The organism is Acetobacter sp. DsW_54, from assembly GCF_002153575.1.
GTDB lineage: Bacteria > Pseudomonadota > Alphaproteobacteria > Acetobacterales > Acetobacteraceae > Acetobacter > Acetobacter fabarum.
Genome location: NZ_JOPD01000002.1, coordinates 165,432 through 191,060, shown reverse-complemented (window position 1 = coordinate 191,060; position 25,629 = coordinate 165,432). Strand labels below are relative to the sequence as shown.

The following is a 25,629-nucleotide window of genomic DNA, read 5'->3' as shown; positions in this document are numbered from 1 at the left end:
GCAAAAACGCGCAGGACACCCTTCGTGGTGTAATTTTTACGCCCATTGACCCCGCAAACACTCCGCTCCATCCTTGCGGGCAGTCAAGAAGCCCAGAACAAAAGGTCAAACCCGAGTCATGCGCCGCACTTCTGCACTCATTCTTATTGGTAACGAAATCCTTTCTGGCCGCACACGGGACGACAACATCCAGTTTCTGGCGCTCCGGCTGGGAGAACTGGGGATTCCCCTGGTCGAAATCCGCGTGATCCCCGACATCAGGGCCACCATCATCAACACGGTCACGGAATTACGCGCCCGCTTTGACGAGGTATTTACAACCGGCGGCATTGGCCCGACGCATGATGACATTACATCCCCCTGCGTAGCCGAAGCCTTTGGGGTGCCGTGGGAAATTCATGCCCCCACCTTTGCCGTGCTGCAAGAACGCTTTGGGCCGGAAAACTTCAATACAGCCCGCCAGCGCATGGCCAAACTGCCCAAAGGGGCAACCCCCATTGCCAACCCCGTCTCCATTGCGCCGGGCTTTAGTATTGGCAATGTGCATGTGCTGGCTGGCGTCCCCCGCATCATGCGCGCCATGTTTGAAGAGCTGGCCCCGACCTTGCAGAAAGGTGCGCCAGTTTTTTCACGCACATGGCACACCACACTGCTGGGTGAAGGCGCGCTGGCCGATGGGCTGGAAGCGATACAGGAACGATTTACCGATCTGGATATCGGCTCCTACCCGTTCCACCGTGAAGGTGGCCACGGTGTGGCTCTTGTAGCCAAAGGTCAGGATATGCAGCGCGTGAACGATGCGGCACAGGCCATCCACGACCTGCTCAAAGAAAAAGGCGGCTCACCCGTGGAAGGTGAACCGCCTGTCTGATCCGCTTGGTGCCCGCATCCTGCTGACCGCGCCGGAGTGGTGCGGTCAGGTGTGGTGCGGTTCAGTGCAGGGCTTCACGCCCCATAGCCAGAAACTTTTCGCGGCGCAGTTCCTTCAGCTTTTCCGGCGCCAGCGGCAGCAGGTCTTTCAGCATCGCACCCAGCACACCACGGACGGCATCCATGGCTGCGGCCGGGTCACGCTGGGCGCCCCCCACGGGTTCGGGAATGATCTGGTCGATCAGGCCAAGGCGCTTGAGGTCCTGAGCAGTCAGACGCAGCGTTTCCGCCGCCGTGCTGGCCTGCTTGGGGTCACGCCACAGGATGGAGGCGCAGGCCTCGGGCGAGATAACAGAGTAAATGGCGTGTTCGAGCATAAGAACCCGATCCCCAGCCCCCAGCGCCACCGCACCACCTGACCCACCTTCGCCAATAACCGTGGCGATCAGGGGAACAGGAGCGTCAAAACAGGTGGCAATGGAACGGGCAATGGCTTCGGCCTGCCCACGCTGTTCCGCATCAATACCCGGCCATGCACCTGCGGTATCAATAAAGGTGAGAATCGGCAGCTTGAACTGGCCAGCCATCTTCATCAGCCGCTGGGCCTTGCGGTAGCCTTCGGGCCGGGCCATGCCAAAGTTGTGCTGGAGCCGGGTTTCCAGGTCCGAGCCACGCTCGGTCCCGATCACCATTACGGGCATGCCATCAAAACGGCCAATGCCACCAATAATGGCTTTGTCATCCCCAAACAGCCGGTCGCCTGCCAACGGCGTAAAATCCGTTACGAGCCGACCAATATAGTCCTGCGTGTGCGGACGCTGGGCATGACGGGCCACCTGCACTTTCTGCCAAGGTGTGAGCTTGGCGTAGATCGTGCGCAGGTGCTTTTCCGCCTTATCAGAAAGGCGGGCCGTCTCTTCTTCTATATTGACCCCTTCGGGGTCGGTCATCTGCCGCAGTTCGTCGATCTTGTTCTCAAGTTCGGCGACGGGCTTTTCGAAATCCAGGAACTGACGCATGAGCAAAGCCGATAGCACAATGGCGCTTAAAGCCAAGTCACTTCGTGCATCCAAATGTGTTCTGGGTGTGCTTTTTACGCTCTCAATCGTCCAAAGTGGTGTTTTGAGAGGCTGAGAGCGGGTGATGTTCGGCCACAACCTGCCGCAACCGCTCGGTCTGCACATGGGTATAAATCTGGGTTGTGGCAATATCCGCATGCCCCAGCAGCATTTGCAGCGCACGCAGGTCCGCCCCATGCGCGAGCAGGTGGGTCGCAAAGGAGTGGCGTAACACGTGGGGGGAAAGACGCGCAGGCTCCAGCCCGGCCTTTAACCCCACATCATGCAAGATCCGGTCAAAAGCCTGCCGGGTCATGGCCCGTGCGGGGTTCCGCCCGGGAAAAAGATAGGGGCTGTTCAACCCTGCATCGGCCTGCACAAGCGCACTGGCCGCCTGCCGCGCACTATCGGAAAGCGGGACAAGCCGCTCCCGCCCGCCTTTGCCGCGCACGCTGAGCATGCGCTGGTCCCCCGCCAGAGCCTGCCGTGGCAGCACCAGCAGTTCAGAAATTCGCAACCCCGATGCGTACAGCAACTCCAGCGCCGCCCGCGCCACCAAAGCCCGGCGCTTTTTGGCGGGGGAGGCTCCTTCCGGCTCCACGCAGGCATCAAGCAGGGCCAGCACTTCCGATTCGGACAAAAAGCGCGGCAGAGCCTGCTCCGCACGGGGGGAATCGAGGTGCTCGGCCGGGTTATCTGCCCGCAGGCCCTCACGCAGTAAAAACAGATAGAACTGCTTTATGCATGACAGGCGGCGCGCCACGGTACGCCGCGACTGCGCCTGTGCGGACAGGTCCGCCAGCCAGCCCCGCAGGCCGTCAGCACTTGCCGTGCGCAGGGTCTGCCCCACGGCCAGCAAACTCTGTGCACAGGATGCAAGATCAGCCTGATACGCCAGCAGGGTATTGGGGGCGGCCGCACGCTCGGCCGCCTGCATTTCCAAAAAAAGCTCTACACAGCCTTCCGCGTTGCTCACGGGTGAGCGGGAGCCTGCGCTGTGGGAGAAATGCTGACCTGAGCAGGGGCTGCTGGCACAACAGGCGTTACAACTGGCACAGCAGGAGCCGGGGGCACGGCAACGGAAGGGGTTGTTACCACCGCATCGGCCGCGAAAGGCAGGTCATGGTGGACGGGCTGCGGCACGGGCGGCCGACCGGCAACCCCAAGAGCGGCAAAGCCCCCCAGCGCGCCAAGAACAACAACGGCAAAAACGATCAGAACCATACGGCTCATTCGGGCAGGCTCCCCTTACAACAGATATAGGTGTGTTCTTTCTGCTCTATGTTAAGCTAGGCTTTATGTCATCACGTATCTCTCCCCCCTCCCCAACCACAGACCCGCCGCCTATCCCGCTTGATCTGGAGCGGATTGTCCGCAACCCCAGCAGCACGGGCATGACCTCCGGGCGCAGCATTGTGCTGGTCGGCCTTATGGGTGCTGGCAAAACAACGGTGGGCCGCCACCTAGCTGCCAGACTCGGCCTGCCTTTTGTTGACGCCGATGTTGAGATCGAGCGCGCTGCTGGCTGCTCCATTGCCGATGTGTTCCAGCTTTATGGTGAAAGCGCATTCCGCGATGGTGAGCGCCGGGTGATTCGCCGCCTGCTTGAAGGCCCCCCCATGGTGCTGGCAACCGGGGGCGGCGCGTTCATGGATTCCCAGACCCGCGCTCTGGTGCGCAGGCAGGCGGTTTCGGTCTGGCTGCGCTGCCCGCTGCCCGTGCTGCTCCGCCGTGTGGCGGGGCGCACACACAGGCCGCTGCTCAACACCGCATCCCCCAGAGATGTGCTGGACCGGCTGATGACCATCCGCCACCCGGTCTATGCCGAGGCCGAGATTATTGTCGATTGTGGAGACAACAACGTGGAACACACCACAACCCGCGTTATGGAAGCGCTTGCCCTGTCCCGCCGCCCGTTGCGGCTGCCCGTGTCGCTGGCCAGAACGTCCTATGATGTGGTGATCGGCACGGACCTGATCAGCCGGGCAGGCGGGCTGCTGGCCCCGGTACTTCCACAGAAAAACGCCATCATCATTACCGACAGCACCGTAGCGCCGCTTTACCTGCAGAAGCTGGAGGATTCGCTGCGCGAAACGGGCGTACGCACCCGCAGCCTGCGCGTAACGCCGGGCGAGCAGAGCAAATGCCTGACCGTTTACCAGCACCTGACAGACGCGATTCTGGAACAGGGCGTGGAGCGGCGCACAACAATCATCGCCCTTGGTGGAGGAGTCGTGGGGGATCTGGCCGGGTTTGTGGCAGCCACCACCCTGCGCGGACTGCCTTTTGTGCAAATCCCGACCACCCTGCTTTCGCAGGTCGATTCTTCTGTGGGTGGTAAAACAGGCATCAACACACGCTGGGGCAAAAACCTGCTGGGCGCGTTCCATCAGCCTTTGTGTGTGCTGGCGGATGTGACCACGCTCAGTACCCTCCCCCGGCGCGAGCTGGTTGCGGGGTATGCCGAAATCGTCAAATCCGGCCTGATCGGTGACCCGGCTCTGTTTAACTGGTGCGAGAAACACGGCGCGGCCGTGCTGGACCAAGAGCCTGAAGCACTGGCCGAAGCCGTGCGACAGGCCTGCGCCTTCAAGGCCCGCGTTGTGGCGGCAGATGAGCGTGAGGAGCAGAAAAGCAACGGGCGCGCGCTGCTCAACCTCGGCCATACCTTTGGCCACGCGCTGGAAGCCGAGCTTGGTTACGATGGCCGCCTGCTGCATGGCGAGGCTGTATCCATCGGGCTGAATCTGGCCTTTGCGCTTTCAGTCAGGCTCGGACTTTGCCCGGAGCAGGATCAACTCCGCGTGACACAGCACCTGGAAAGCCTGAACATGCCCGCGCATATCCGGGACCTGCCCCAGACCTTTGCCGTGGATGACCTGATGGCCCACATGCAACGGGACAAGAAGATGCAGGACGGGCGTCTCTCGTTCGTCCTTGCCCATGGAATCGGTCGTACCTTTACAACACAGGACGTTCCTGCAGATGCAGTCAGGGAAGTTCTGGTCTGCGATGGCGCGCAGGGGTAAGAAACAGACAGCCATGCACTTTATTTTTGGGGCGTTGCATTTTTGCCACCAGCCTCAATTCCGCCTTATTCTGGCGCGAGAGCATGGCTTAAATCTGCAACGGCAGAGCTATTGGACACAGTAAACGAAGCAACAACCACGCAGCATGCAGCCAGTTCATGTTCATGCTGCAAAATGAGCTGTTGCAACGAAAGCACTGCTGTGTCTTTTAGTCGACAAGAGTATGAAACGTCGCTTTCCCGAATGGGTGGTGACCGCTTTATACGAATTTTTGGTGCATCGGGTGGTCAGTTACGCCAGTAATTGGTAGAACAGGCTTACCTAGATGAAATATTGAGGGCAAAAAATGCGTCTCCGCACGGCGTTACTCGCAACAACCCTGATGGCAGCGGCTCCGGCGGCCGCATCCGCCACCACCATCACCGGCCCGTATGTCGACCTTGGCGGCGGCTACGACCTGACCCAGACCCAGACGTTCAAAACCAAAGGTACAGACGGTTACTCCGGTAAAGTCGGCCACAAGAGCGGCTGGACCGGTTACGGTTCTGTTGGCTGGGGCTTTGGTAACGGTCTGCGCGCTGAAGTCGAAGGTACCTACCTCCGCTCCAACCTGAGCGGCTCCTTTGGCGATGGTGCCCGCAACAAAGGTAAAGATTCGTCCTACGGCGGTTTTATTAACGCCCTGTACGACTTCGACCTGACCAAGTTCGGCATTAACAATGTTCCGGTGACCCCCTTCATCGGTGCTGGTGCTGGTTACCTGTGGACGCAGGAACATCACAGCTTTACCGGTGGTGGCGAAACTGCTGCTGGTTACCGTGGCACGAAGGGTGGCTTTGCTTACCAGGCCATCGTCGGTGCAGCATTCGATACGGGTATCCCTGGCTTCCAGGTGACCGCGCAGTACCGTATGATCGGTCAGCCCGGCTCCTTCCGTAACGGTCAGTTCTATGACGCTAACGCTGGTACGGACCGCACCAGCGTTGACCATCGCTTCAACCACCTGTTCATGGTTGGCCTGCGTTATGCGTTCGACACGGCTCCGCCGCCCCCGCCGCCGGCTGCTCCGATCGTTGCTGCTCCGGCTCCGCTGCCGGCACGCTCCTACCTCGTGTTCTTCGACTGGGATAAGTCTGTCCTGAGCGCACGCGCTCGTCAGATCGTGGCTGAAGCTGCTCAGGCTTCCACCCACGTTCAGACCACCCGCATCGAAGTTAACGGTTACACCGATAACTCCGCAGCTCACCCCGGCCCGCGCGGCGAAAAGTACAATCTGGGCCTGTCCCTGCATCGTGCTGAAAGCGTGAAGGCTGAGCTGGTTCATGACGGCGTTCCGGCTGCTGCTATCGACATCCACGGTTATGGCGAAGCCCATCCGCTGGTGCCGACCGGCCCGAACACCCGCGAACCGCAGAACCGCCGCGTGGAAATCATCCTCCACTAATCGGTCTGCTCCGGGTTACCTCGGAACAAAAAGGGAGGCACCTTCGGGTGCCTCTTTTTTTATGTCTGCTCACTGGAGAGCGGCCCTGCATATTTGTCTTTTTTTACGGAACCTTATCCTCAGCGCCTTTTTGCATTACTGCTGATTGCCAAGAACAGTTCAGCCGCATGATTGAATACCCTGCATGCGTGTTCTTGAAAAAGCAGATCAGGCGGTTCATACCCCTGATTACCCATTTGAAAAAAATACATGCTTTCAGTCGGTTACGCGAATGCGTCCGCCCCGATAGTCTTACCTGTCAAGTATTTTCAAACATAGTGCTGTACAGGCAGCGGCCTACTCTCCGGGCTCGAGCACGCCGCCATGCACCACCGCTCCCTGTTGCATATACATCACACCCTTCCTGCTCACGCCGCAATACACCAGACATAAGCAGAGCAAGCGCGCAGCATAACAGGAGCAGTTCATACCCAAGCCATGCCACGCCCACTTGGAAGATTCCTGAACAGGATACAGCGAGGCCCGGGCGGCTCCGTTTTTATATCTTGCCCTGAGCATTTTTTTCTGACTTTTGCAGGGGATGCGTTCAGTTCTTCCGTTCAGGCTCTCCCCACGCCTTTTGCGCTTTTTTAAATTTTGCGTTGTCGGCTGTCTGGGTTTTGTGTGGGACACAGGCTCCGTTTACGCTCTGCGCCCCGTTATCGGGTTAACTGCTGCAACGCTGGCGGCTTATTTTATTGCCGCAACGCTCAACTGGATTCTGAACAGTTTATGGACATTCCGCGGCGTTGGGCACCACGAGCACCCGGTGCTGCAATGGCTGCGATTCCTTTCCGCCAACAGTCTGGGTTTTTTTCTTAACCGCGGAACGGTCTATACGCTGTTCTACCTCTTTCCGCTTTGCGTCCATTACCCCATTCTGGCTCTTGCCTGCGGCTGTTTTGCTGGGTTGTTTGCCAACTTCAACCTGACGCAAAAACTGGTTTTTCGTGAAAAACCACCCGCCTCGGCACTGGAGCTTGCAGAAATGACAGTGCAGCTCCCCCCCACCGACCCCACACACAACGCAGAGCCATAATCCTGCCCTCTTTCAGAGAAGCACAGGGTGCGCTACATTTACCCACAGGTTTAAGAGAATACTGCGCGTATCACCCGGCCGTAAGCATCGTCCATCGCTCTGCGGGAGGGTCTTATGCGCTCAACCAGTTTCAGGACTTTGCTGCCTCACGCCATGCTGACAACAAATGAAATCCGCACCGCTTTTCTGGACTATTTTGCCAGCAAGGGCCACCAGATCGTCCCCTCCTCGTCCCTCGTGCCGAGCAACGACCCAACCCTGCTGTTTACCAACGCGGGGATGGTCCAGTTCAAAAACGTGTTTACGGGGCAGGAAACACGCCCCTATTCCCGCGCAACAACCGCACAGAAAGTTGTGCGCGCAGGTGGCAAGCACAACGATCTGGATAACGTTGGCTACACGGCCCGGCACCATACGTTCTTTGAAATGATGGGGAATTTTTCCTTCGGGGATTATTTCAAACCGCAGGCCATAGAGCTGGCATGGAACCTGATTACCAAGGGTTTTGGCATCTCCCCGGACAAGCTGCTTGTAACCGTCTTTGCCGAGGATGAAGAAGCCGCCGGTCTGTGGCGCTCCATTGCAGGGCTGGATGACAGCCGCATTATCCGCATCCCCACTTCCGACAACTTCTGGCGGATGGGTGATACCGGCCCCTGCGGCCCCTGCTCCGAGATTTTTTATGATCACGGCCCCGATGTTCCCGGCGGCCCCCCCGGCTCCCCCGATGAAGATGGCGATCGGTTTGTCGAAATCTGGAACCTCGTGTTCATGCAGTATTTCGAAGACCCGCCGGGCACACGTTCCCCCCTGCCCCGCCCTTCCATTGATACGGGTCTGGGGCTGGAACGCTTTGCCGCCATCATGCAGGGCAAGCGTGACAACTACGATACGGACACGTTTGTATCGCTCATCAACGCATCATCGGAACTGACGCATCAGGCCGTGGACGGCCCCTTCAAGGCCAGCCACCGCGTTGTGGCCGACCACCTGCGCTCCACCGCGTTCCTGATTGCCGATGGTGTTCTGCCCTCCAAGGATGGTCGCGGTTATGTGCTGCGCCGGATCATGCGCCGCGCCATGCGCCATTTGCACATGATGGGCACCACAGACCCGATTTTTTACAAGCTGCTGCCAGCCCTGATCCAGCAGATGGGTTCGGCCTACCCCGAACTGGTGCATGGGGAAGCCCTGATCCGCGAAACCATGCGTGGGGAAGAAGAACGCTTTAAAGCCATGCTCGACCGCGGCCTGCACCTGCTGGACGACGAAAAAAGCAAGCTGGCCTCTGGCGCACCGCTCCCCGGTGATGTGGCCTTCCGCCTGTATGATACATTCGGCTTTCCGCTGGATCTGACGCAGGACGCCCTGCGCGGCAGCGGCCACGATGTGGATGTAAAAGGCTTTGATGACGCCATGACCATCCAGCGCCAGCGTGCCCGCGCGGCCTGGACCGGTTCTGGCGACACAGCGGTTGAAACCATCTGGTTTGAAGCCCGCGACAAGTTTGGTGCTTCCGAATTCCTTGGCTACTCCACCGAGCAGGCTGATGGCGAGGTTCTGGCTCTTGTTGCCGGCAATGCGTTCCTGCCGGAAGCCACGATCGGGCAGGAAGTTGCCGTGCTGCTCAACCAGACCCCATTTTATGGTGAAAGCGGTGGTCAGGCGGGCGATACAGGCTTTTTGACCGCCAAAGGGCTGAAAATCGCCATCCACGATACACAGAAAAAAGCAGGTGACCTGATCGTGCATTACGGCACGGTTACCGAAGGAACGCTCAAGCCCGGCATGGCTGTAACGGCTACCGTGGACCATGACCGTCGTTCGGCCATACGTGCCCACCATTCGGCCACCCACCTGCTGCACGAAGCCCTGCGCCGCCGCCTTGGTGCGCATGTGGCACAAAAAGGCAGCCTGAACACCCCCGACCGCCTGCGCTTTGACGTCAGCCAGCCCCGCCCGATTACGGCGGAAGAACTGGCGGACATTGAGGCCGAAGTGAACCACCGTATTCGCCAGAATGCAGCCGTGACCACCCGCTCCATGACCCCCGAAGAAGCCATTGCCGAAGGGGCAACCGCCCTGTTTGGCGAAAAATACGGCGATGAGGTGCGCGTTGTGGCCATGGGCCCGTCTGAAGATGGCAAGGGTGCGTGGTCCATGGAACTGTGTGGTGGCACGCATGTCAGCCGCACGGGGGATATCGGGCAGTTCCGTATTGTGGCCGAAAACGGTGTTTCCGCCGGTGTGCGGCGTATCGAAGCCGTAGCAGGCAAGGCTGCCGAATCCCTGACTGCTACCAACGAGCAGAGGCTGCTCCAGCTTGCCAGCATGATGAAGGTGAGCGTGGCCGATGCCCCCGAACGGCTGGCTACCCTGCTGGAAGAACGCAAGGCCATGGAACGCCAGATTGCCAACCTGCAACGCCAGATGGCAACAGGCAGCGTTGCCGCTGCTGGCGTGGAAAAAGTGGGGGCTGCCCGTCTGGCCACTCGCAATGTGGGGGAAACCCCCGCACGTGAGCTGAAAGGGCTGGCAGAAACCATTCTCAAGCAAGGCGAAGCCGATGTGGTTGTCCTGATTTCCTGCGCTGAAGGCAAAGGCAGTGTTGTGGCGGCCGTAGCCCCGGCCCTGACCGAGAAGGTCAGCGCCGTGACTCTGGTCAAGGCAGCCAGCGTGGCCATGGGTGGCAAAGGTGGCGGTGGCCGCCCGGACATGGCGCAGGCCGGTGGCCCGGATGGCGCAGCAGCGGATGCGGCCTTTGCCGCCGTACGCGATGTGTTGAAAGAAACCGTCTGACACAGACGCCCTGAAAACGAAGCAGCGGAGCAGACCTTACTCCCCTGTCCCGCTGCTTCCCTTTGGTGCGCCTTTGGCGTAAGGATTGCGTTATGTCTTTACTTGCATCCCTTAAACTTGTTGTTGCACGCCCCCACCCCGAAGCCCGCCCGTTTTTGCTGGCATCGGGTGCGGTGTCCGCTGTGTCCTACCTGCTTGGCCGCAAGCTGCGCTGCCCCAAGCTGCGCCTGCTTGGCCATGCCAGCACCGGCTTTTTTGGCTTCTGCCTCTACTTTTTCCGGGACCCGGAGCGTGTAACACCTGCCCGTAATGACGTGGCGGTGGCCCCTGCGGATGGGCATATTGTGTCCATTGAAAAAATTGCCCCCCCCAAGGAACTGGGCATGGGCGAAACCCCGGTATGGCGGATTGCCACCTTTCTGTCCGTTCTGGATGTGCATGTAAACCGTATGCCCGCAGCAGGGACAGTTACCCGTATTGCCTACCACCCGGGCCTGTTCCTGAACGCAAGTCTGGACAAGGCATCCGAGCAGAATGAACGCAATGCGCTCAGCCTGACCCTGCCAGATGGCCGCATGCTGGCCGTGGTGCAGATTGCAGGGCTGGTTGCACGCCGGATTGTCTGTTCCGTCAATGAAGGTACAAAAGTGGAAGCGGGCGAACGCTTCGGCCTGATCCGCTTTGGATCACGCACCGACCTGTATTTGCCGCCCGGTGTTGAACCGCTGGTAGCTGTTGGTCAGACCATGGTTGGCGGTGAGACCGTCATGGCGCGTCTCTGACAAGCCCGTGACACTCCCCACACCAACACCTCCTTCAGTGGTCCTGACCGAGCAAACGGATGCGCCGCGCCCGCGCCACCGCAAGCGGCGTGTGCGCAACAAAAGCCGCGGCCCTTCCTTTAACCGCCTGATTCCCAACATTCTGACAATGCTGGGGCTTTGCGCGGGCCTGATGGGCATGCGCTTTGCCATTGAAGGACGTTTTCAGGCGGCTGCGGCAGCATTGCTCATTTCCGCCTTTATTGATGGGCTGGACGGGCGTATTGCCCGCATGCTGCGTGGGGCCACACGCTTTGGCGCGGAATTTGACAGCCTTTCCGACTTTCTGTGCTTTGGGGTAGCACCTTCGTTCCTGCTGTATTTCTGGGCGATCAAGGACAGTAACCGCTACGCTTTTCTACCCTGCCTGCTCTTTACGGTCTGCATGGCGCTCAGGCTGGCGCGCTTTAACGCCAATCTGGATGGGGAAGAGCTGAAACCCAAATATGCCAGCAACTTCTTTACCGGCGTACCCGCACCCGCCGGAGCCGGGCTTGCGCTTTTCCCGCTCTTTTTGGGGCTGGAAGCGCAAAAACTGGGCATAGACTGGCTTTACAACCTGACCCGCCTGCCATGGCTGCCGGACTTTACCTTGACCAGCACGGCCCTGCTGCTGGTTTCCACCCTTCCGGTCTGGTCCTTTAAAAACTTCAAGGTTCCGGCCCAGTTTGTGCTGCCCCTTATGCTGGGGACCGGCATTTACGCAGTGGTGCTGGTGGCAGACCCGTGGGCCGCACTGGCTGCGGCGGGCGTAATCTATATGGTTCTGCTCCCCTTAAGCCGCCGCAGTTTTCTCAAACTGAAAAAAGCGGCAGAAGACCTGCATAAAGACGATACCGAAACGCCCTCATCCCCCTGAGGGCGTTTCCTTTTTACCGCCCTGCGCGGCACTCCCAAGCAGGGAGCACAACCCGTTCAGGATTTCCTGCGGGCTGGGTGGGCAACCCGTAATAGCCAGATCGATCGATACGCGCCGCTCCAGCCCCCCCATAACGGCATAATTTTCGCTAAATACGCCGCCATCCAGTGCGCAGTTGCCAATGCTAATGATGCCTTTGGGGTTTGGCATGGCCTCCCACGCTGCCTGCAACACAGGCGCCATGGTGCGGGTTAAAGCCCCGGTAACCAGCAGCACATCGGCCGAGCGGGGGGAGTTTACAAACCCGAACCCCGCCCCCTGCATGTCATACGGCAGGCAGGTCATGGCCTGTAGCTCCATGCCACAGCCACCACAGCCACCCGTATCCACATGAAAAAGCAGCAAGGGCCAACGCGGACCTAATGGCTTGCGCTTTTGCCGCTCTTTCCAGAACACCGTATTCATGACCGCGCGGATCAGCCCCATGACCGCCCCGCCTTGTACCCGTTCATGCCTGCTCCCTTAACCATCGAGTGCTGCTGCGTTCATACCGAGTGAGCAGGCCAGCAACGCGGCATCCTCCGCCGCATGGTTGGGCAGAGCCTGCTCGAACACCAACAGAGCCGAGGTTTCAGGCTTGCGGCAAAAAGCTTCCGCCACACGGCCATGCGCCAGACGCACCCAGTACAGCACGCCCCCCCATGGCCCTTCCACCAGCCCCGTGCCCTCCCCATCCTGCATGGACAGGGGAACCGTACCACCCGCATTCAGCCCGATCCGGGCCGAGGCCAGGTCCAGCATCCGCAGGCTTTCCTCCATCTCATCCAGCAACAGCAGGGCGCGGTCTTCCGCCGTGCCGTTCTGCCTGCCCGATGTGTAACGCCACAGCCCGTCATATGCAGGCATAATGCGTCTGCCATCACAGTCCCAGCCTGCGGCCCGGGCTACGGGGCCATCCAGCCCGACCCGTTCCAGATCATCAGCCTGAATACGCCCCACACGACCCAGCAGGGCAGAAAGACCGGGGTATTCACGCCATAAAAGCACCAGTTGCGGGTAAGCCTTCTGCCCCTGTTCGTACACTCTGGCGCACAGATCCCCCATCTGCGTTGCGTCCCGCACGGACAGGCCACCGGGGATGCAAACATCCATCAGCAACCGTGACCCGGTTATGGGAGCAGCCTCGGCCACCAGTTTTTCCCGCAGCGCCATACAGTGCGATGCCACAAGCTGCGCACCCGCCAGCCGCGCCATACCGGCCAGAGTGTACAGGTGCTGGAACAGGCGCTCCATTTCCAGCAAGGCTACGCGCAGGAGTGCCACTTCGGCCCCGACCTGCGCATTGCAGGCATTTTCCACCGCCTGACAGAATGCAACCTGATGCGCCACGGAGCTGCCCGCCGCAACGCGGCTGCTCAACCGGCAGACATCCTCTACCCGCGCATGCCGTGAGCGGGCGGCAATGCCCCGGTGGGCATAGCCTGTCTGTGTTTCCGCATTGGCGACCAATGTGCCGGACAGGACAAGCCGCGTATAAAACGGTGGGGCCAGATCGCCCGTTGCAGGCCCACGTTCTTCCACCCGCCCCTTGGCGGCCGCCATGGCATCGGATGGCTGAAACGCCACAAGCCCCTTGCGCTGCCCGCCCCGACCAGGTGCGGCGCAAAGCGGTGGGGCGGCAGACCACACATCATGGTCAAGCAGGGGGCGCACATCCACCGCCCACATGGCCTCTGCCCCGAACAGGTCATAGATCGCCCGTTCATACAGGCTGGCGGCAACCCGTGCGGGGGAAAGGGCAGGATAACGCCCCCCTTCCAGCGCCAGCGTTGCGGCGAGTGGGTGCCCATCGGGCAAGAACAGGGCATGCACATCCGCCCCATCGCACCACAGGCCGACAAAGGGCAGATCATCCCCTTTAAGCATATCCACCATATCGCGCCAGGCCAGTTCATCCAACCGGAAGCGCCATGGGGTGGAGGTCTGTTCGCCTGCGTAGATCAGTGCGGCAACATCCATCAGAACGCCCCCAGCATCATGGCCAATGGCACCAGAAAGCCCATAACGGTCAGCACCGAGCAGGCCACGCGCCCGGCCATGTCATCTGGCCAGAACAGGCGGGCGGCCTCCCGGTCCGGCACGGCGCGCAGCACGGCAGCCAGAATGCCGCACACGGTCAGCACCGCAACGGGCCATGCCCAGTCGGTCATGACAGACAACAGGAGCAGGCACCCCACAAACGGCGCACCGGGGGGAAAACAGGCCAGAACATTAATCGCCCAGCCCCGCCCACTGCGGTTACCCCCGGCCAGACACCAGCCACACAGGAACAACAAAGCCGCAACATCCGCCTCCACGCCAACGGCCATAAGGGCCAGCGCAGACGGGAACGTGCGGAACAGCCTCTGCCTGTCCCCCGCACGGCCAGCAGCAGCCGTTAACCAGACCGAAATAAGGCCCGCCGCCACCAGAGCCATTTCAAACGCAGCACCACCATGCCCGCGCAGCCGCATGGCCAGCAGGATGGATGCCCCTGCAAACGGGAGGAACAGGAAGCTATCGTTCTCATCGCGCCAGAACTGACCAAACGGGGCCAGCCCGGTTAAAATAACAAGGCCACATGCCATCATCAGGCCCGAAACCGTGCTCCCCTGCGGCAATAACAGACCCGACAGCACAAGGACCGTTCCCACCGACCCGGTGCGGATTAACCCCCACCCGGTTTTGGCCTGCCCGGCCGGGCGCGTAAAAACAAACACGCCCCACGCCAGAGCCAGCTCCAGAATACCCAGCCCTACAGCCGGTTGAGGCGCAACACACGCAAGCCCCGCCAGAGCCGTGCAGACATGCGGCAGGCTACGCAACAGGCGGTCGGGCTGGATGCCGTTTTCCAGCACCAGCAGCAGCAGGCCGAAGGCGAGCATGACCCGCCCGGCCCTTTGCACCGGATCATCATCCCACCCGCTGGCGCCATTCCCGACCGAGGGGAACATGAACACGACAACCGCAAGCCCGCAGCCGATGGCGGCCATCCATACCGCGACTTCACGGCTATGGGGAGCAGGCAGCGCGGCCACAACCAGCGCACCAATAAAGGGCCACACAAATGCCAGTGCGGCCAGAAAAACCGTGGCTTCCATGCCAGCACTCATGCGCCTGCACCTCCGCCCGGCTGCTCCGTGCGCCTGCCCCGCTGGCCAGCAGCACGCACAGGCACAACACGCGGCATAATGCGGTGGATGCACATGCCCCCAAGGAGCAGCACCACCGCCCCGGCCAAAGCGGCCACACCCAGCACCACAGGCTGCTGGCCCAATACGGCAGACAGCAGAACACCTTCAATACAGGTTAAAAGCCCCGCCCACTGCCAGACCATGCTCTGGCGGCACACAACGGCCACCAGCCCGGCTACCATGGTGCACAACCCTGCGGGAAAAACCGTACTCCCCGCGTGGTTACAGGCCAGCAGCAGCAAAACCATAAGAGCCAGCGCAAAAAACGGCACGGCGGCCCCTGTGCGTTCGTGCGTGGCATCGTGCTGGTAGCGGGTTAAAAAAAACGGCGGCAGGGCTGCAAACAGCAACGCCAACGTGGCCCCTGCCTCCTGCACTGGAGTAAGCCCATCCACCAGCATGGCCAGTGCAGTCACCACCCCGGCGGGCAGCAGAAAACCAACACCCCGCGCCACAACACACAAGGCCACCATAGGCACAAGAATGGCAACAAGGGTCATGGCGCATCCTCCATACCTGCGGCGGAAGCCTGCGAATTATCCTGCAAGACGGCAGACACGCTGGTATCCTCCCGTTCGGCCAGAAAAGGGTGAACAGACCAGGTGACCTGCAAGGCCAGCACTCCAAGCAAAAAGATGCTGACCAGCCTTACCCGCGCGCGCCGTAGCGGGGGCAGCACAACCAGCCGGACCAGTGCAAGCAACACCGCAGCCAACAGCAGCTTGGCACCCCACAGGCCAAAACCGAGCATGCACTGGCTCAGCCACTGTTCCATGCCCGCGTCATCAGGCAAGGCAAGGCTGCCCGGCCATGCCGTATCCAGCGCCAGCACAACCCATGTTATTTGCACACAGTCTGCCGCCCAGAGCCACATAGCCCGCTCCGGCCCGGCCAGCAGGGCAAGCTGGCCATCCTGCACAGGCCACGCCAATGCGGGCACTAAAAACAGGGCCACACCGGCCAGCACAAAAGGCGCGCCATCGGTTAGGGGGGAAAGCCCGTGTACCGTGGCCAGAAAATCTGAAAAATCACGCGCACCACAGAGCAGAAAAACCGGCACCAGCGCGGGCAGCAACAAAAATGCCCCCAGCATGCCGCGAGCCCCCTGCACGGCCCCCAAGCCACCGCCCAGCACACAGGGAATGTTCAGGCACACCAGCGCCATAACCAGCACGCAGCAGATCAACAGCAGGCCCGGGGCAGGGAAGTCGGGAACCGCCAGTGTAAATGCCGGAACCAGCGCACAGCCCAGAACGGCCAGCACCAATGCCGCCGCACAGGCAATACTGGCCAGCTGTGCGCCCTCCTGCTGCAAGCGGGGCCGGCGGAACTGGTGCCCTATATCCTGCCACCGCCCCATAACCGGAAAAGCCGAAACACCCGACAGGCGCCCCGCCACCCGCCCGACAAGCCCGCTCAACCAGGGTGCTGCAAACACCATTGCCAGTGTTTGCAGGCCCAGAAGCGGCAAAAAGAGGAGGACCCAGCCCCAGGGAATGGAATGTGTCATTTGCCCACAAACAGCCCGGCCAGCAGCCCTGCCCCCATAAGGAGCAGGATAAGAACCATTCCCTGCGCTTCGCACCAGCTTATGGCCACAAACAGGCAACGCCGTGCATAACGCCAGAAAACTTTTCCCCGGCGTGGCAGAATACCCCTTGCCCCCGGTACGCGCAGGGCCGTAACGGCCGCAGGCGTGGTAAAAAACCCGCGCCACGCTGGCCACAAAGGCAACAGCCCCCCACAAGAGCCCCCCTCCGCTACAGGTGCGGGGCCATTCCGGTCTGGAGGAATTTCATACACCGGAGCACCCTGCCGCCATGCTGTAACCTGCCGCAGAGCCGGGGCAAATGGCATAAAACCAAACACCCGGACCAACAGAGCCGTGGCAAGCAGCACCAGTGCCAGCCCCAGCAAAACCAGCAGTGGCGTCAGGCGGGCGGCGTGCCCTGCAAAATGCACTGTTGTCATGTCCTGCCATGTTATGGGTAGCAAAGGCGGCCCCACCACCAGATGGTCTGCCACAAACAGCCAGGTTCCCGGCACAAAGGCCAGAACACTGCTCAGTACCGCGCATACCCACAAAGGCAGAACCATGGCAGCGGGGGCATCCGCCTTCCCCTGTGGGGCAGACAGAAGCAGCAGGCCCGCACGCACCAGAGCAGCACTCAACACCACTCCAAGGGCGACAAAAAACACCACCAGCATAACCGCCAGGAGCGCCATGACCGGCTGCGTGGCCTCGACCGAGTAACTGCCCCCCGCCAGAGCCGCCCACAGGACCGCAAAACCACCACAGGGTGGCAGAACCGAGCACTGGGCCAGCACCACACACAGCAGGCACCGCGCCGCACGGGTGTGCAATATACCGCCCTCACCTGCGTCACTCCGCTGGGCTACCCAGAGCATGCCCAGCAGCGCCACAACAGGGGCGCCCATGCCCAGCACCACGGTTGTACGAAACGTATCCGCCCCCCCCAGAGGGGAGGATAGCGCCAGCACAAGGGCCAGCACGAGCATACCGTACCAGCAGGCCGCCAGCCCTGCCACAAGGGCCGTGGCCTGCTGGCCGCGCATGGCCTGCGCAAGCCCTGCACACGCAACCACACCCCCACACGCCAGCAGCACCCCTTGCGACAGCAGGGGCAACTCCCCCACTTCGGCCAGCAAACGCCCAAGCAAAAACAGGCCAATACAGGCAGGCAGCACCCCCAACGGCCCCCGCTGCACGGCAATGGCCCACCCGACAAGCAGAACCATAACCCCCAGCAGCGGCACAGACAGGCTGCTATCGGCGGGAATACAGGCAGGCAGCACGGCAAAAGGCAGGCACAGCCCGCGCTTGCCATGCCCAGCCAGCAGCACAAGGGCCGTACCCGTAAACAGGCCAAACACCAGAGGTGAAAGGGCCAGAACCCCCAGACAGGCCAGCACGCAGGCCACACCAGCACGCCCCCGGCCAACCAGCGCCCCCACACAGGCCAGAATGGCCAGCATGGGCAAAGATGGCCCATCCGCCCCAAATACGGGGAACCACCCCAACTCCCCTTCCACACGGAAGGCGGCACCGGTCAGGGCTGTTACACCGGCAATGGCCCAGAGTACCGCCAGTATTTCTGTCCGCCAGAATGCCATGCCACGCAGGATTTTATCCGGCAGCGCAGCAACAGCACCCAGTGCCACCAGCACCAGAAGCAGACCACAAAGAACACTAGAGAGAAGAATGGAACCCAGCCCCAAAACCTATGAACACGAAAACCGGCGGATAACACCATGAGTGCAGGCTGAATACAATGCGTTCAACCGTGCCCAGTGCGGGCTAGGGTGTTTTTCCCGCTCTGGGCGCTCCGGCCATGCCAGCCGAGGGCATGCGCATACGCGCAAGCCACCCCTTTTTGTGCTGCACGGGCAAAGAAAGAGCAGAATACATTTCCGGCACGGCTTCTACCAGAATAAGGCTTCCGCCACCGGGGCAGAGCACCTTGCCTGCAATATCCATCCGCCGACCACGCCTAAGCGTGCGGCAGGCCTGACTTGCGGGCAGGAATACGGCCTCATCCCACTGTTCGGCCCGCAGCATGGCTGCTGCCAGCAACTGCCGCAGCTTGGGCCGCGTAAAGGAGGCATCCCGCGCAAACGGAGTACGCCGCAGCCTTGCCCGCCCACCCAGCCGACTGGGCACCACCATAAGCAGGCGCCCGTCATCCTTGAGCGCGCGCGCTGCGGAGCGCAGCACGGTCAGCGGGTTTTCACGCCCTTGCAGGGCATGCACAAGCACAATGCGGTCAAACCTCTGCGCTTCAAATGGAAGGCTCGCAGGATCCACCACACAACACGGACCGGGCTGCAAAACCATATCGCCCTGCGCGCCCCCAAAACTGGCCCCTATGCGCAGGGTGGATGCATCGCCCAGTGCGTGCAGGTAAGGAACTGCCCCGCCCAACCCCAGAACAGACTGGTTTTTAAGCTCCGGCCAGAACCACCGCATGCGCTCGCCCAGCAGGCTGACACACACTCTGCCCGGTGGAGTCCCGTAAAAGCATTCTTCGCGCGGCATGGCATTTTGCATGGTTCATGCCTATCATATATTGGCCCGCCAAAGCCATGACCCAGCCAGCAGCAGGAGGCCCCATGCCCCTTACCATTCGCGCCATTCCGGTCCTGAACGATAATTACGCCTGGCTCCTGCGGGATGAAGCAACAGGCACAACTGCCATTGTGGACCCCGGCGAGGCCGCCCCCATAGAACGCGCACTGGCTGAGGATGGGAACAGGCTGGATTTTATTTTACTCACCCACCACCACCACGACCATATTGGCGGCACTGATACCCTGCGCACCCGCTACCATGCCAAGGTGGCTGGCCCCGCGGCCGAACAGCACCGCATGCCAGCACTGGACCTGCCCCTGCATGACAATGACAGGCTGGAAATAGGCCAGAGCGCCGGGCAGGTTCTTGCCATGCCGGGCCATACGCTGGGCCATATTGCCTATTACTTTGACCAGCCCCCGGCCCTGTTCTGTGGCGATACGCTGTTCAGCCTAGGCTGTGGCCGCCTGTTTGAAGGCACAGCACAGCAGATGTTTACAAGCCTGAGCAGGTTACGCGCCCTGCCAGAGCAGACCCTCATCTGCTGCGGGCATGAATATACGCTCTCCAACGCCCTTTTTGCCCTGAGCGTGGACCCCAAAAACCCCGCCTTAGCAGCACGCGCGCAGGAAGTACGCGCCCTGCGTGACAAGGGATTGCCCACCGTGCCCTCTCCCCTTGGGCTTGAGCGCGCGACAAACCCGTTCCTACGCGCACCCGATGCGCAAACGCTGGCCAGCCTGCGCAAACGTAAAGACACGTTCTGACCACCCACGACACTACTGCGTAGCCTGCGTGCCCTGTTGGGGTTGCATCAGCCTTACAACTGGCAAAATCTGCCCCAGCGGCACAGCCCCCATATACACATAGCCATTGCGTGCGGAGAGCGAGAGAACGAGTTTGCCGCCTGACCGGTCCCCCCGGGCAATCATATCTTCCAATGTGGCTTTAAAAACCGCTGCCTGCTCAGGGGGGAGGATTTTTTCAGGTTGCAGGCGCTCCACAAAAGGCTTCCAGTCCCTGACTGTCAGCCAGAAATCACCGGTCATGGCTGTGGCATGCCCACCCCGCACATGGCCAGTCACACCCAGTTTGAGGCCATTCCAGTCCGCCGAGGCTTTTTGCACGAGCAGTTCGGGCCAGATGGCCTGCCCGCTCTCCTCCTCCTGTTCCAGCACGCGCAGGCGCTCATACGGGCCGGGCATGGAAAAAGCGGCTTTGACGTTTTGCAGGTATTGCGGCCAGGCAGGGACAGTCATCTGCTCCACCGACAAGGAAAGGCCTAGCACGCTGGCCTGAAACGTAGCCTGTGTGTTCCACAACCATTCGCCCTGCACGTTGGTCATGCTCACGCCCGATGCACGCACATGCACAAACGGAGCGGTAAACGCAGCACGACCGGCAGGCCGGGAGCGCGCGGGCCAGAATACATCTACCGGGCTGCCTTCAAGCACAAATGCACGTGTATCCTCCACGCCATCATGTTCATACGGCACGGCAAAGGACTGCGGTCCGTCCAAGCGCATATGCACCTGCAAGGGGTGCCACGGCACCACCTCCAGCCAGACACGGCTGACCGCGTATTCCACCGCCCCTCTGGCTGGCCCGCCATGCGTGATGGGGGTGCAGGCTACACGCACGCCCTGCAATGCCAGACCGGCCCGGAACAGCCCCCCCGTGTGCTGCCTGCCCTGATAGGTTATCTGGCACAGCCCGGCAGGGTGCGTAACAAGCTGGTCCAGATACTGCTGGCTCTTCCAGCGGAACGCGCCAGCTCCGCCACCAAGCAGCACAACACCAGCGGCCAGCGTTACAAGAGCCGTTTTTACAAAGCGTGTCATCCCCACCTCAAATGGCTGTCTTCCGCCTGCCGCGTAAAATTATCCACAGCCTGACTTCCTTCCCGGCAGCGCCTTGCCCTGCGGCAACCTAGCCTATGCCTCCACCCAATTCCACAGCAAATGCACTGAATACATGAGGCTTAAAAATCCCTTTGCAGGCAATGGATTTTTTTAACAAAAATCCATACGGACCCTAACATGCACAAAATACCTTCGCCTGATTTACTTAAGGGCATGCAGTAAATCAGGCTGCAATACTGGTATGACCCTTTTATGACATGGATCATACTCCACAAAGTTATCCACAATGACGGGTGGTTTATCCCCTGCCGCCAAGCTGTGCCTGAAGCTACAGACCACAGCCTGGTTCAAGCGCGCGCCAGCTTTTTTCAATCTCTTCCAGCAGGACCGCTCTTCTGGTCGGGGCAATGCTGGGGCCAATGCACACATGCAGCACACCCGAGCGTTTAACAAACGCATTACGCCCCCAGAATAGGCCCGAATTGGTGGCAACAGGAATAACCGGCAACCCAGTATGGCTGGACATGGCGGCAACCCCGGGCTTGAGCGCCACGTGCTCGCCCGGCATGGTGCGCGTTCCTTCAGGGAAAATAATAATCTGCCGGTTATCGGCCACTGCCTTGTCCGTGCCCTGCAACAGCAGCCGCAGGGCACGCGCCCCCGCTGCGCGCTCGACCGGCATCATGCCCGTAAGGACCAGCATGGGGCCAAGCAGGGGAATACGGGTGAGTTCACCTTTCATGACATAGCATGGCCGTGGCAGAAGCAGCATCCATACCAGCGTATCGAACGCAGACTGATGCTGCGAGGCAATAAGGGCCGGGCCGGATTGTGGCAGATGTTCCAGCCCGCTCACACGCACCTGCACCCCGCAGATGGCACGGAACAGCCACAGGACCAGCCGCGACCACAACTTGGCATAGGCCAGCGCATGCTCGGGCATAAACCAGCGGATTGGCAATGCGCCAACCCCCATGACCCCGGTCAGCACAAAAGCCACAATATTAAACACGACGGAACGCACAACAGCCATTAGAACAAACCCGTTACAACCCGCATAATTTAGTCTTTGATTAACAAGTGCTGGACACCAGAAAACCGCCGTTGTGGCAAGCAAAACCACATAAAACCAGACCTGCCATACCTGTTCCGGCTGGCCTATGGCCGTCTATGGCTGTATAGCAAAGCAGCACTTTGCATAGAAAGACAGGATAATATGAGCGACTATAAGGTAAAGGACCTCTCGCTGGCCGATTGGGGTCGCAAGGAAATTTCCATTGCTGAAGGCGAAATGCCGGGTCTGATGGCACTGCGCGAAGAATACGGCGCAAGCCAGCCCCTTAAGGGCGCGCGTATTGCCGGCTGCCTGCACATGACCATCCAGACCGCGGTTCTGATTGAAACGCTGGTCGCTCTGGGTGCAACCGTGCGCTGGTCTTCTTGCAACATTTTCTCCACGCAGGACCACGCTGCCGCAGCCATTGCCGCTGCTGGCATTCCGGTGTTCGCATGGAAAGGCCTGACAGAAGACGAATTCAACTGGTGTATCGAGCAGACCATTCAGGGCCCCGATGGCTGGACCCCGAACATGATCCTCGATGACGGCGGTGACCTGACCGTGATGATGCACGAGCAGTACCCCGAACTGCTGGCCAAGGTTAAGGGCCTGTCGGAAGAAACCACAACGGGTGTGCACCGTCTGTGGGAAATGCAGAAAAAAGGCACGCTGAAGGTTCCCGCCATCAACGTGAACGACAGCGTTACCAAATCCAAATTTGATAACCTGTATGGCTGCCGTGAAAGCCTGGTGGACGCCATCCGCCGTGGTACCGACGTCATGATGGCAGGCAAGGTTGCCGTTGTTGCCGGTTATGGTGACGTGGGCAAAGGCTCCGCTGCCTCCCTGCGTAATGCTGGCTGCCGCGTGCTGGTAACGGAAGTGGACCCGATCTGCGCCCTGCAAGCCGCCATGGAAGGCTACGAAGTGGTCACCATGGAAGCCGCTGCACCGCGTGGGGACATTTTTGTAACCGCAACCGGCAACGTGGACGTCATTACCGTTGACCACATGCGCGCCATGAAAAACCGCGCAATCGTGTGCAACATCGGCCACTTTGACTCCGAAATCCAAATCGGCGGGCTGCGCAACTTCACGTGGGAAAACATCAAACCGCAGGTTGATGAAGTGGTGTTCCCCGATGGCAAGCGCTTGATTGTTCTGTCCGAAGGCCGTCTGGTCAATCTGGGCAACGCAACCGGCCACCCGTCCTTTGTGATGTCTGCTTCCTTCACCAACCAGACGCTGGCACAGATCGAACTGTGGACGGCACCTGAAGGCAAGTATGACGTTGCCGTTTACACCCTGCCCAAAAAGCTGGACGAAAAAGTTGCAGCCCTGCATCTGGCCAAAGTTGGCGCGCAGCTGAGCAAGCTGAGCGAAACACAGGCCAAGTACATTGACGTTCCGGTTAACGGTCCCTTCAAGCACGAAGAATACCGTTACTAAAATATCTTGAACGAAGGGTGGGGGAGCATTCCTTATGGAGTATCCCCTACCCTTCTTCGGGCCTTGGCCCTGCCGGCACCACGCGTGCCGTGGCCAGCCCCCTCTCTCCCCTACAAAAAATTCCTGACTGGTCGCGGTTTTTAACCCGAACCGGCCCCGGCTCCGGGCGTTAGCACCGGCATGGTCTTTGCCTGCATAGGGCTGCGGCTTTTTGCCGTGTCTGCACGCCAGAACATGCCACCGTTAGCCTCCACGCCCATGCGCTTGCACAAAACTGTCTCTTTCCTGCCAGATTTGTCAGGTTATCTTACCTCACACGATCGCATTGTATCTTATGAAAGGGTTACCCCCATGAGCATTTTTGGTTCCATTTTATCTGCCATTTTTCATCACGCCAAAGCTGCAACGCCAGACACCACATCCCCCGCCAATGCCGGCACGCAGCCCAGTGCCGCCGCCACAGCGGCACCTGGCACGGTGCCCCCGGCAGGCTCCCCCGTTAATGTTGATGCCGTGCTGACAAGCCTTGCCACCCAGAACGGGCAGAACCTGAACTGGAAAGAGTCCATTGTGGACCTGCTTAAACTGCTGGGGCTGGATAGCTCGCTGGATGCCCGCAAAAAGCTGGCGGCAGAACTGGGCTACACCGGCAGCACGGAAGACAGCGCGAGCATGAATATCTGGCTGATCAAGGAAGTTCGCCAGAAACTGGCGCAGAATGGCGGCACGCTGCCTGCAGGCCTGTAAGCCAAAGCTTACACAGGCTGAACCGGAGCACACAGTAAAGCGCAAGCCCCCAGCTTGCGCTTTACACTTTTACGGCACTACGCACACCGGAACTCGCTTCAGCGGCAGCTAGAGCTAGAGCTAGAGCTAGAGCTAGAGCTAGAGCTAGAGCTAGAGCTAGAGCTAGGCGTAAAGACCAACCTTATCCATGCACAATGGGCCTGTGTGGGGCAGCCTCGTTTTTAAAAGCCGCAGCGGCCGGGGGCATGGCCAGCCCTGCTGTATCCACCACCACAACCAGCAGTCCGGCTATGGGGGAAGCAACCCTGTCCTTGCGTAAGAGGGCTGCAAACCTGCGGTCCACGGTGGCGCGTTGTTCATACTCCGTATCCAACAGCCCGTGGCGGTCAATGAACACATTGAGTGATGACGGAATACGGATGCACCCCTCGGACGCCGTATGGCCCAGCCGCTGCTCCAGATAAACCGGGTCTGTTGCGTGCATTTCCAGCCGGATCTGCACTTTGTCCCGGCTTGGTAGCCAGCCTTTTTCGGCCCATTGCCAACCAAAATCCCAGACGCGCATCCCCGTGGTGCCGTTCCCCATAATGCCGTTTTCGTTCTTGGTACCCAAGGCCCGGTAGCCAAGCCGGGTTGCCGAATTGGGGAAAACGCCGGTAGGAGTAATATAATAATACTGCCGCCCGGTTGTGCCGGTGGAGACTTTGGTACTGCCAATAACCTGCCAGTCCGCGCTACCGGGAATGGCCAGAATCAGGCAAAGGCGCTGCACTTTGGGGTTGCGGTCCACCACCACAAGCACCTGCGGGCGATCCAGCACATAGCCTGCCTGCTCCAGTTGCTGGCGGGCCAGAGCCACCCATGCCGCTTTATAAGCTGAGGAAACAGAAACAGCGACAGGCACCTCGCGCCTGAACGCCAGTGTCAGCGCCCATGCTTCCTGCCGGGCGGCATCCTCCCCAAGAATGGGGGGAGAGTCGTCTGTAAAGGAAGAAGACGGGTGTATGCCGCCAGACACCCCTGCAAAGGCGGGGTCAAGTGCGCGGTCATCCACACCCGCAGGGGGTGTAGCAGCCTGTGTGCCAGCACCGGCATGGCCAGTGTTCTGCCATGCCGCACCTTGGGCATACACCATATTCGCCCCGGCCAGAAAACCGCCAGCCACGGCCAAGCAGACTGCCAGCTTCCCTGCCACACACATACATACTCTCCTCCGTATGCAACTACGGAAGA

Annotated in this window: 23 protein-coding genes; 10 read left to right on the top strand and 13 right to left on the bottom strand. The window is 60.4% G+C overall.

Annotated features, from left to right (window positions below):
* Positions 1-118: 118 nt before the first annotated feature.
* Positions 119-871: a molybdopterin-binding protein gene (locus tag HK20_RS01425; protein ID WP_086645305.1), complete on the top strand. Its 753-nt coding sequence runs from the start codon at positions 119-121 to the stop codon at positions 869-871.
* Positions 872-932: 61 nt separating this feature from the next.
* Here HK20_RS01425 and HK20_RS01420 read toward each other — a convergent pair whose 3' ends face one another.
* The 3 genes from HK20_RS01420 to HK20_RS01410 form a co-directional block, all read right to left on the bottom strand.
* Positions 933-1,889, bottom strand: a complete 957-nt coding sequence (locus tag HK20_RS01420) for an acetyl-CoA carboxylase carboxyltransferase subunit alpha (RefSeq protein ID WP_086645304.1) — start codon at positions 1,887-1,889, stop codon at positions 933-935.
* Between the two features lie 82 nt (positions 1,890-1,971).
* Positions 1,972-2,904 (bottom strand): tyrosine recombinase, encoded by a 933-nt coding sequence (locus HK20_RS01415; protein ID WP_255375206.1) that lies wholly within the window; start codon positions 2,902-2,904, stop codon positions 1,972-1,974.
* The gene (locus HK20_RS01410) at positions 2,901-3,161 is read right to left on the bottom strand and encodes a hypothetical protein (protein WP_086645303.1); all 261 of its coding nucleotides are present in this window, start codon (positions 3,159-3,161) and stop codon (positions 2,901-2,903) included. The genes HK20_RS01415 and HK20_RS01410 overlap by 4 nt, the downstream gene beginning before the upstream one ends.
* A 65-nt stretch (positions 3,162-3,226) precedes the next feature.
* Here HK20_RS01410 and aroB point away from each other — a divergent pair, with 65 nt between their 5' ends.
* From aroB to HK20_RS01380, 6 genes are all read left to right on the top strand, one after another.
* A complete protein-coding gene (aroB, locus tag HK20_RS01405) occupies positions 3,227-4,957 on the top strand; it encodes a 3-dehydroquinate synthase (RefSeq protein ID WP_086645302.1) in 1,731 nt (576 codons plus the stop codon).
* A 346-nt stretch (positions 4,958-5,303) separates the two neighbouring features.
* Positions 5,304-6,401 (top strand): OmpA family protein, encoded by a 1,098-nt coding sequence (locus HK20_RS01400; RefSeq protein WP_086645301.1) that lies wholly within the window; start codon positions 5,304-5,306, stop codon positions 6,399-6,401.
* Positions 6,402-6,981: 580 nt separating this feature from the next.
* On the top strand, positions 6,982-7,479 hold the full coding sequence (locus HK20_RS01395) for a GtrA family protein (RefSeq protein ID WP_086645300.1): 498 nt from the start codon (positions 6,982-6,984) through the stop codon (positions 7,477-7,479).
* A 153-nt stretch (positions 7,480-7,632) separates the two neighbouring features.
* Positions 7,633-10,278 carry an alanine--tRNA ligase gene (gene alaS, locus HK20_RS01390; protein ID WP_086645299.1) on the top strand — a complete coding sequence of 882 codons (2,646 nt, stop codon included), beginning with the start codon at positions 7,633-7,635 and terminating at the stop codon, positions 10,276-10,278.
* A gap of 92 nt (positions 10,279-10,370) precedes the next feature.
* Positions 10,371-11,060, top strand: a complete 690-nt coding sequence (locus HK20_RS01385) for a phosphatidylserine decarboxylase (protein ID WP_086645298.1) — start codon at positions 10,371-10,373, stop codon at positions 11,058-11,060.
* 7 nt (positions 11,061-11,067) lie between these two features.
* On the top strand, positions 11,068-11,958 hold the full coding sequence (locus tag HK20_RS01380) for a phosphatidylcholine/phosphatidylserine synthase (RefSeq protein WP_086645297.1): 891 nt from the start codon (positions 11,068-11,070) through the stop codon (positions 11,956-11,958).
* Here the strand turns inward: HK20_RS01380 and HK20_RS01375 are convergent.
* From HK20_RS01375 to HK20_RS01345, 7 genes are all read right to left on the bottom strand, one after another.
* Positions 11,947-12,444 (bottom strand): NADH-quinone oxidoreductase subunit B family protein, encoded by a 498-nt coding sequence (locus tag HK20_RS01375; protein ID WP_086645296.1) that lies wholly within the window; start codon positions 12,442-12,444, stop codon positions 11,947-11,949. The genes HK20_RS01380 and HK20_RS01375 overlap by 12 nt on opposite strands.
* Positions 12,445-12,480: 36 nt before the next feature.
* Positions 12,481-13,977, bottom strand: a complete 1,497-nt coding sequence (locus HK20_RS01370; RefSeq protein WP_086645295.1) for an NADH-quinone oxidoreductase subunit D — start codon at positions 13,975-13,977, stop codon at positions 12,481-12,483.
* A complete protein-coding gene (locus HK20_RS01365) occupies positions 13,977-15,110 on the bottom strand; it encodes a hypothetical protein (RefSeq protein WP_086645294.1) in 1,134 nt (377 codons plus the stop codon). The genes HK20_RS01370 and HK20_RS01365 overlap by 1 nt, the downstream gene beginning before the upstream one ends.
* Positions 15,107-15,691, bottom strand: a complete 585-nt coding sequence (locus HK20_RS01360; protein ID WP_086645293.1) for a hypothetical protein — start codon at positions 15,689-15,691, stop codon at positions 15,107-15,109. Before HK20_RS01360 ends, HK20_RS01365 begins: the two co-directional genes overlap by 4 nt.
* Positions 15,688-16,701 carry a hypothetical protein gene (locus tag HK20_RS01355; protein ID WP_086645292.1) on the bottom strand — a complete coding sequence of 338 codons (1,014 nt, stop codon included), beginning with the start codon at positions 16,699-16,701 and terminating at the stop codon, positions 15,688-15,690. Before HK20_RS01355 ends, HK20_RS01360 begins: the two co-directional genes overlap by 4 nt.
* Positions 16,698-18,431, bottom strand: coding sequence for a hypothetical protein (locus tag HK20_RS01350; protein WP_233129030.1), 1,734 nt, complete (start codon positions 18,429-18,431; stop codon positions 16,698-16,700). The genes HK20_RS01355 and HK20_RS01350 overlap by 4 nt, the downstream gene beginning before the upstream one ends.
* A gap of 79 nt (positions 18,432-18,510) precedes the next feature.
* Entirely contained in the window at positions 18,511-19,260 is a 750-nt protein-coding gene (locus HK20_RS01345) for a methyltransferase domain-containing protein (RefSeq protein ID WP_086645291.1), read from the bottom strand.
* Between the two features lie 62 nt (positions 19,261-19,322).
* Between HK20_RS01345 and gloB the strand changes: the two genes are divergently transcribed.
* Positions 19,323-20,048, top strand: coding sequence for a hydroxyacylglutathione hydrolase (gloB, locus tag HK20_RS01340; protein ID WP_086645391.1), 726 nt, complete (start codon positions 19,323-19,325; stop codon positions 20,046-20,048).
* A gap of 12 nt (positions 20,049-20,060) precedes the next feature.
* Here the strand turns inward: gloB and HK20_RS01335 are convergent, their stop codons facing one another.
* Together HK20_RS01335 and HK20_RS01330 are read right to left on the bottom strand one after the other, a co-directional pair.
* On the bottom strand, positions 20,061-21,122 hold the full coding sequence (locus HK20_RS01335; protein ID WP_086645290.1) for a DUF2125 domain-containing protein: 1,062 nt from the start codon (positions 21,120-21,122) through the stop codon (positions 20,061-20,063).
* A gap of 349 nt (positions 21,123-21,471) precedes the next feature.
* Entirely contained in the window at positions 21,472-22,176 is a 705-nt protein-coding gene (locus HK20_RS01330; protein ID WP_086645289.1) for a 1-acyl-sn-glycerol-3-phosphate acyltransferase, read from the bottom strand.
* Between the two features lie 183 nt (positions 22,177-22,359).
* Here HK20_RS01330 and ahcY point away from each other — a divergent pair, with 183 nt between their 5' ends.
* Complete coding sequence (gene ahcY, locus HK20_RS01325; protein ID WP_086645390.1) at positions 22,360-23,649, top strand: adenosylhomocysteinase; 1,290 nt, start codon at positions 22,360-22,362, stop codon at positions 23,647-23,649.
* A gap of 351 nt (positions 23,650-24,000) precedes the next feature.
* Positions 24,001-24,396 (top strand): DUF3597 domain-containing protein, encoded by a 396-nt coding sequence (locus HK20_RS01320; protein WP_086645389.1) that lies wholly within the window; start codon positions 24,001-24,003, stop codon positions 24,394-24,396.
* Between the two features lie 181 nt (positions 24,397-24,577).
* On the opposite strand, the gene HK20_RS01315 is transcribed toward HK20_RS01320, so the two are convergent.
* Positions 24,578-25,597 carry a L,D-transpeptidase gene (locus HK20_RS01315; RefSeq protein WP_233129029.1) on the bottom strand — a complete coding sequence of 340 codons (1,020 nt, stop codon included), beginning with the start codon at positions 25,595-25,597 and terminating at the stop codon, positions 24,578-24,580.
* Positions 25,598-25,629 lie beyond the last annotated feature (32 nt).

Bases quoted from the DNA above. Each gene is read 5' to 3' on its own strand.
- HK20_RS01365 (WP_086645294.1), bottom strand. From the start codon at position 15,110: ATGAGTGCTGGCATGGAAGCCACGGTTTTTCTGGCCGCACTGGCATTT.
- HK20_RS01320 (WP_086645389.1), top strand. From the start codon at position 24,001: ATGAGCATTTTTGGTTCCATTTTATCTGCCATTTTTCATCACGCCAAA.
- HK20_RS01330 (WP_086645289.1), bottom strand. From the start codon at position 22,176: ATGGCTGTTGTGCGTTCCGTCGTGTTTAATATTGTGGCTTTTGTGCTG.
- HK20_RS01345 (WP_086645291.1), bottom strand. From the start codon at position 19,260: ATGCAAAATGCCATGCCGCGCGAAGAATGCTTTTACGGGACTCCACCG.
- HK20_RS01410 (WP_086645303.1), bottom strand. From the start codon at position 3,161: ATGAGCCGTATGGTTCTGATCGTTTTTGCCGTTGTTGTTCTTGGCGCG.
- HK20_RS01425 (WP_086645305.1), top strand. From the start codon at position 119: ATGCGCCGCACTTCTGCACTCATTCTTATTGGTAACGAAATCCTTTCT.
- HK20_RS01360 (WP_086645293.1), bottom strand. From the start codon at position 15,691: ATGACCCTTGTTGCCATTCTTGTGCCTATGGTGGCCTTGTGTGTTGTG.
- HK20_RS01420 (WP_086645304.1), bottom strand. From the start codon at position 1,889: ATGCGTCAGTTCCTGGATTTCGAAAAGCCCGTCGCCGAACTTGAGAAC.
- HK20_RS01315 (WP_233129029.1), bottom strand. From the start codon at position 25,597: ATGTGTGTGGCAGGGAAGCTGGCAGTCTGCTTGGCCGTGGCTGGCGGT.
- HK20_RS01395 (WP_086645300.1), top strand. From the start codon at position 6,982: ATGCGTTCAGTTCTTCCGTTCAGGCTCTCCCCACGCCTTTTGCGCTTT.
- aroB (WP_086645302.1), top strand. From the start codon at position 3,227: ATGTCATCACGTATCTCTCCCCCCTCCCCAACCACAGACCCGCCGCCT.
- HK20_RS01355 (WP_086645292.1), bottom strand. From the start codon at position 16,701: ATGACACATTCCATTCCCTGGGGCTGGGTCCTCCTCTTTTTGCCGCTT.
- HK20_RS01335 (WP_086645290.1), bottom strand. From the start codon at position 21,122: ATGACACGCTTTGTAAAAACGGCTCTTGTAACGCTGGCCGCTGGTGTT.
- gloB (WP_086645391.1), top strand. From the start codon at position 19,323: ATGCCCCTTACCATTCGCGCCATTCCGGTCCTGAACGATAATTACGCC.
- HK20_RS01400 (WP_086645301.1), top strand. From the start codon at position 5,304: ATGCGTCTCCGCACGGCGTTACTCGCAACAACCCTGATGGCAGCGGCT.
- HK20_RS01370 (WP_086645295.1), bottom strand. From the start codon at position 13,977: ATGGATGTTGCCGCACTGATCTACGCAGGCGAACAGACCTCCACCCCA.
- alaS (WP_086645299.1), top strand. From the start codon at position 7,633: ATGCTGACAACAAATGAAATCCGCACCGCTTTTCTGGACTATTTTGCC.
- HK20_RS01385 (WP_086645298.1), top strand. From the start codon at position 10,371: ATGTCTTTACTTGCATCCCTTAAACTTGTTGTTGCACGCCCCCACCCC.
- HK20_RS01375 (WP_086645296.1), bottom strand. From the start codon at position 12,444: ATGGGGCTGATCCGCGCGGTCATGAATACGGTGTTCTGGAAAGAGCGG.
- ahcY (WP_086645390.1), top strand. From the start codon at position 22,360: ATGAGCGACTATAAGGTAAAGGACCTCTCGCTGGCCGATTGGGGTCGC.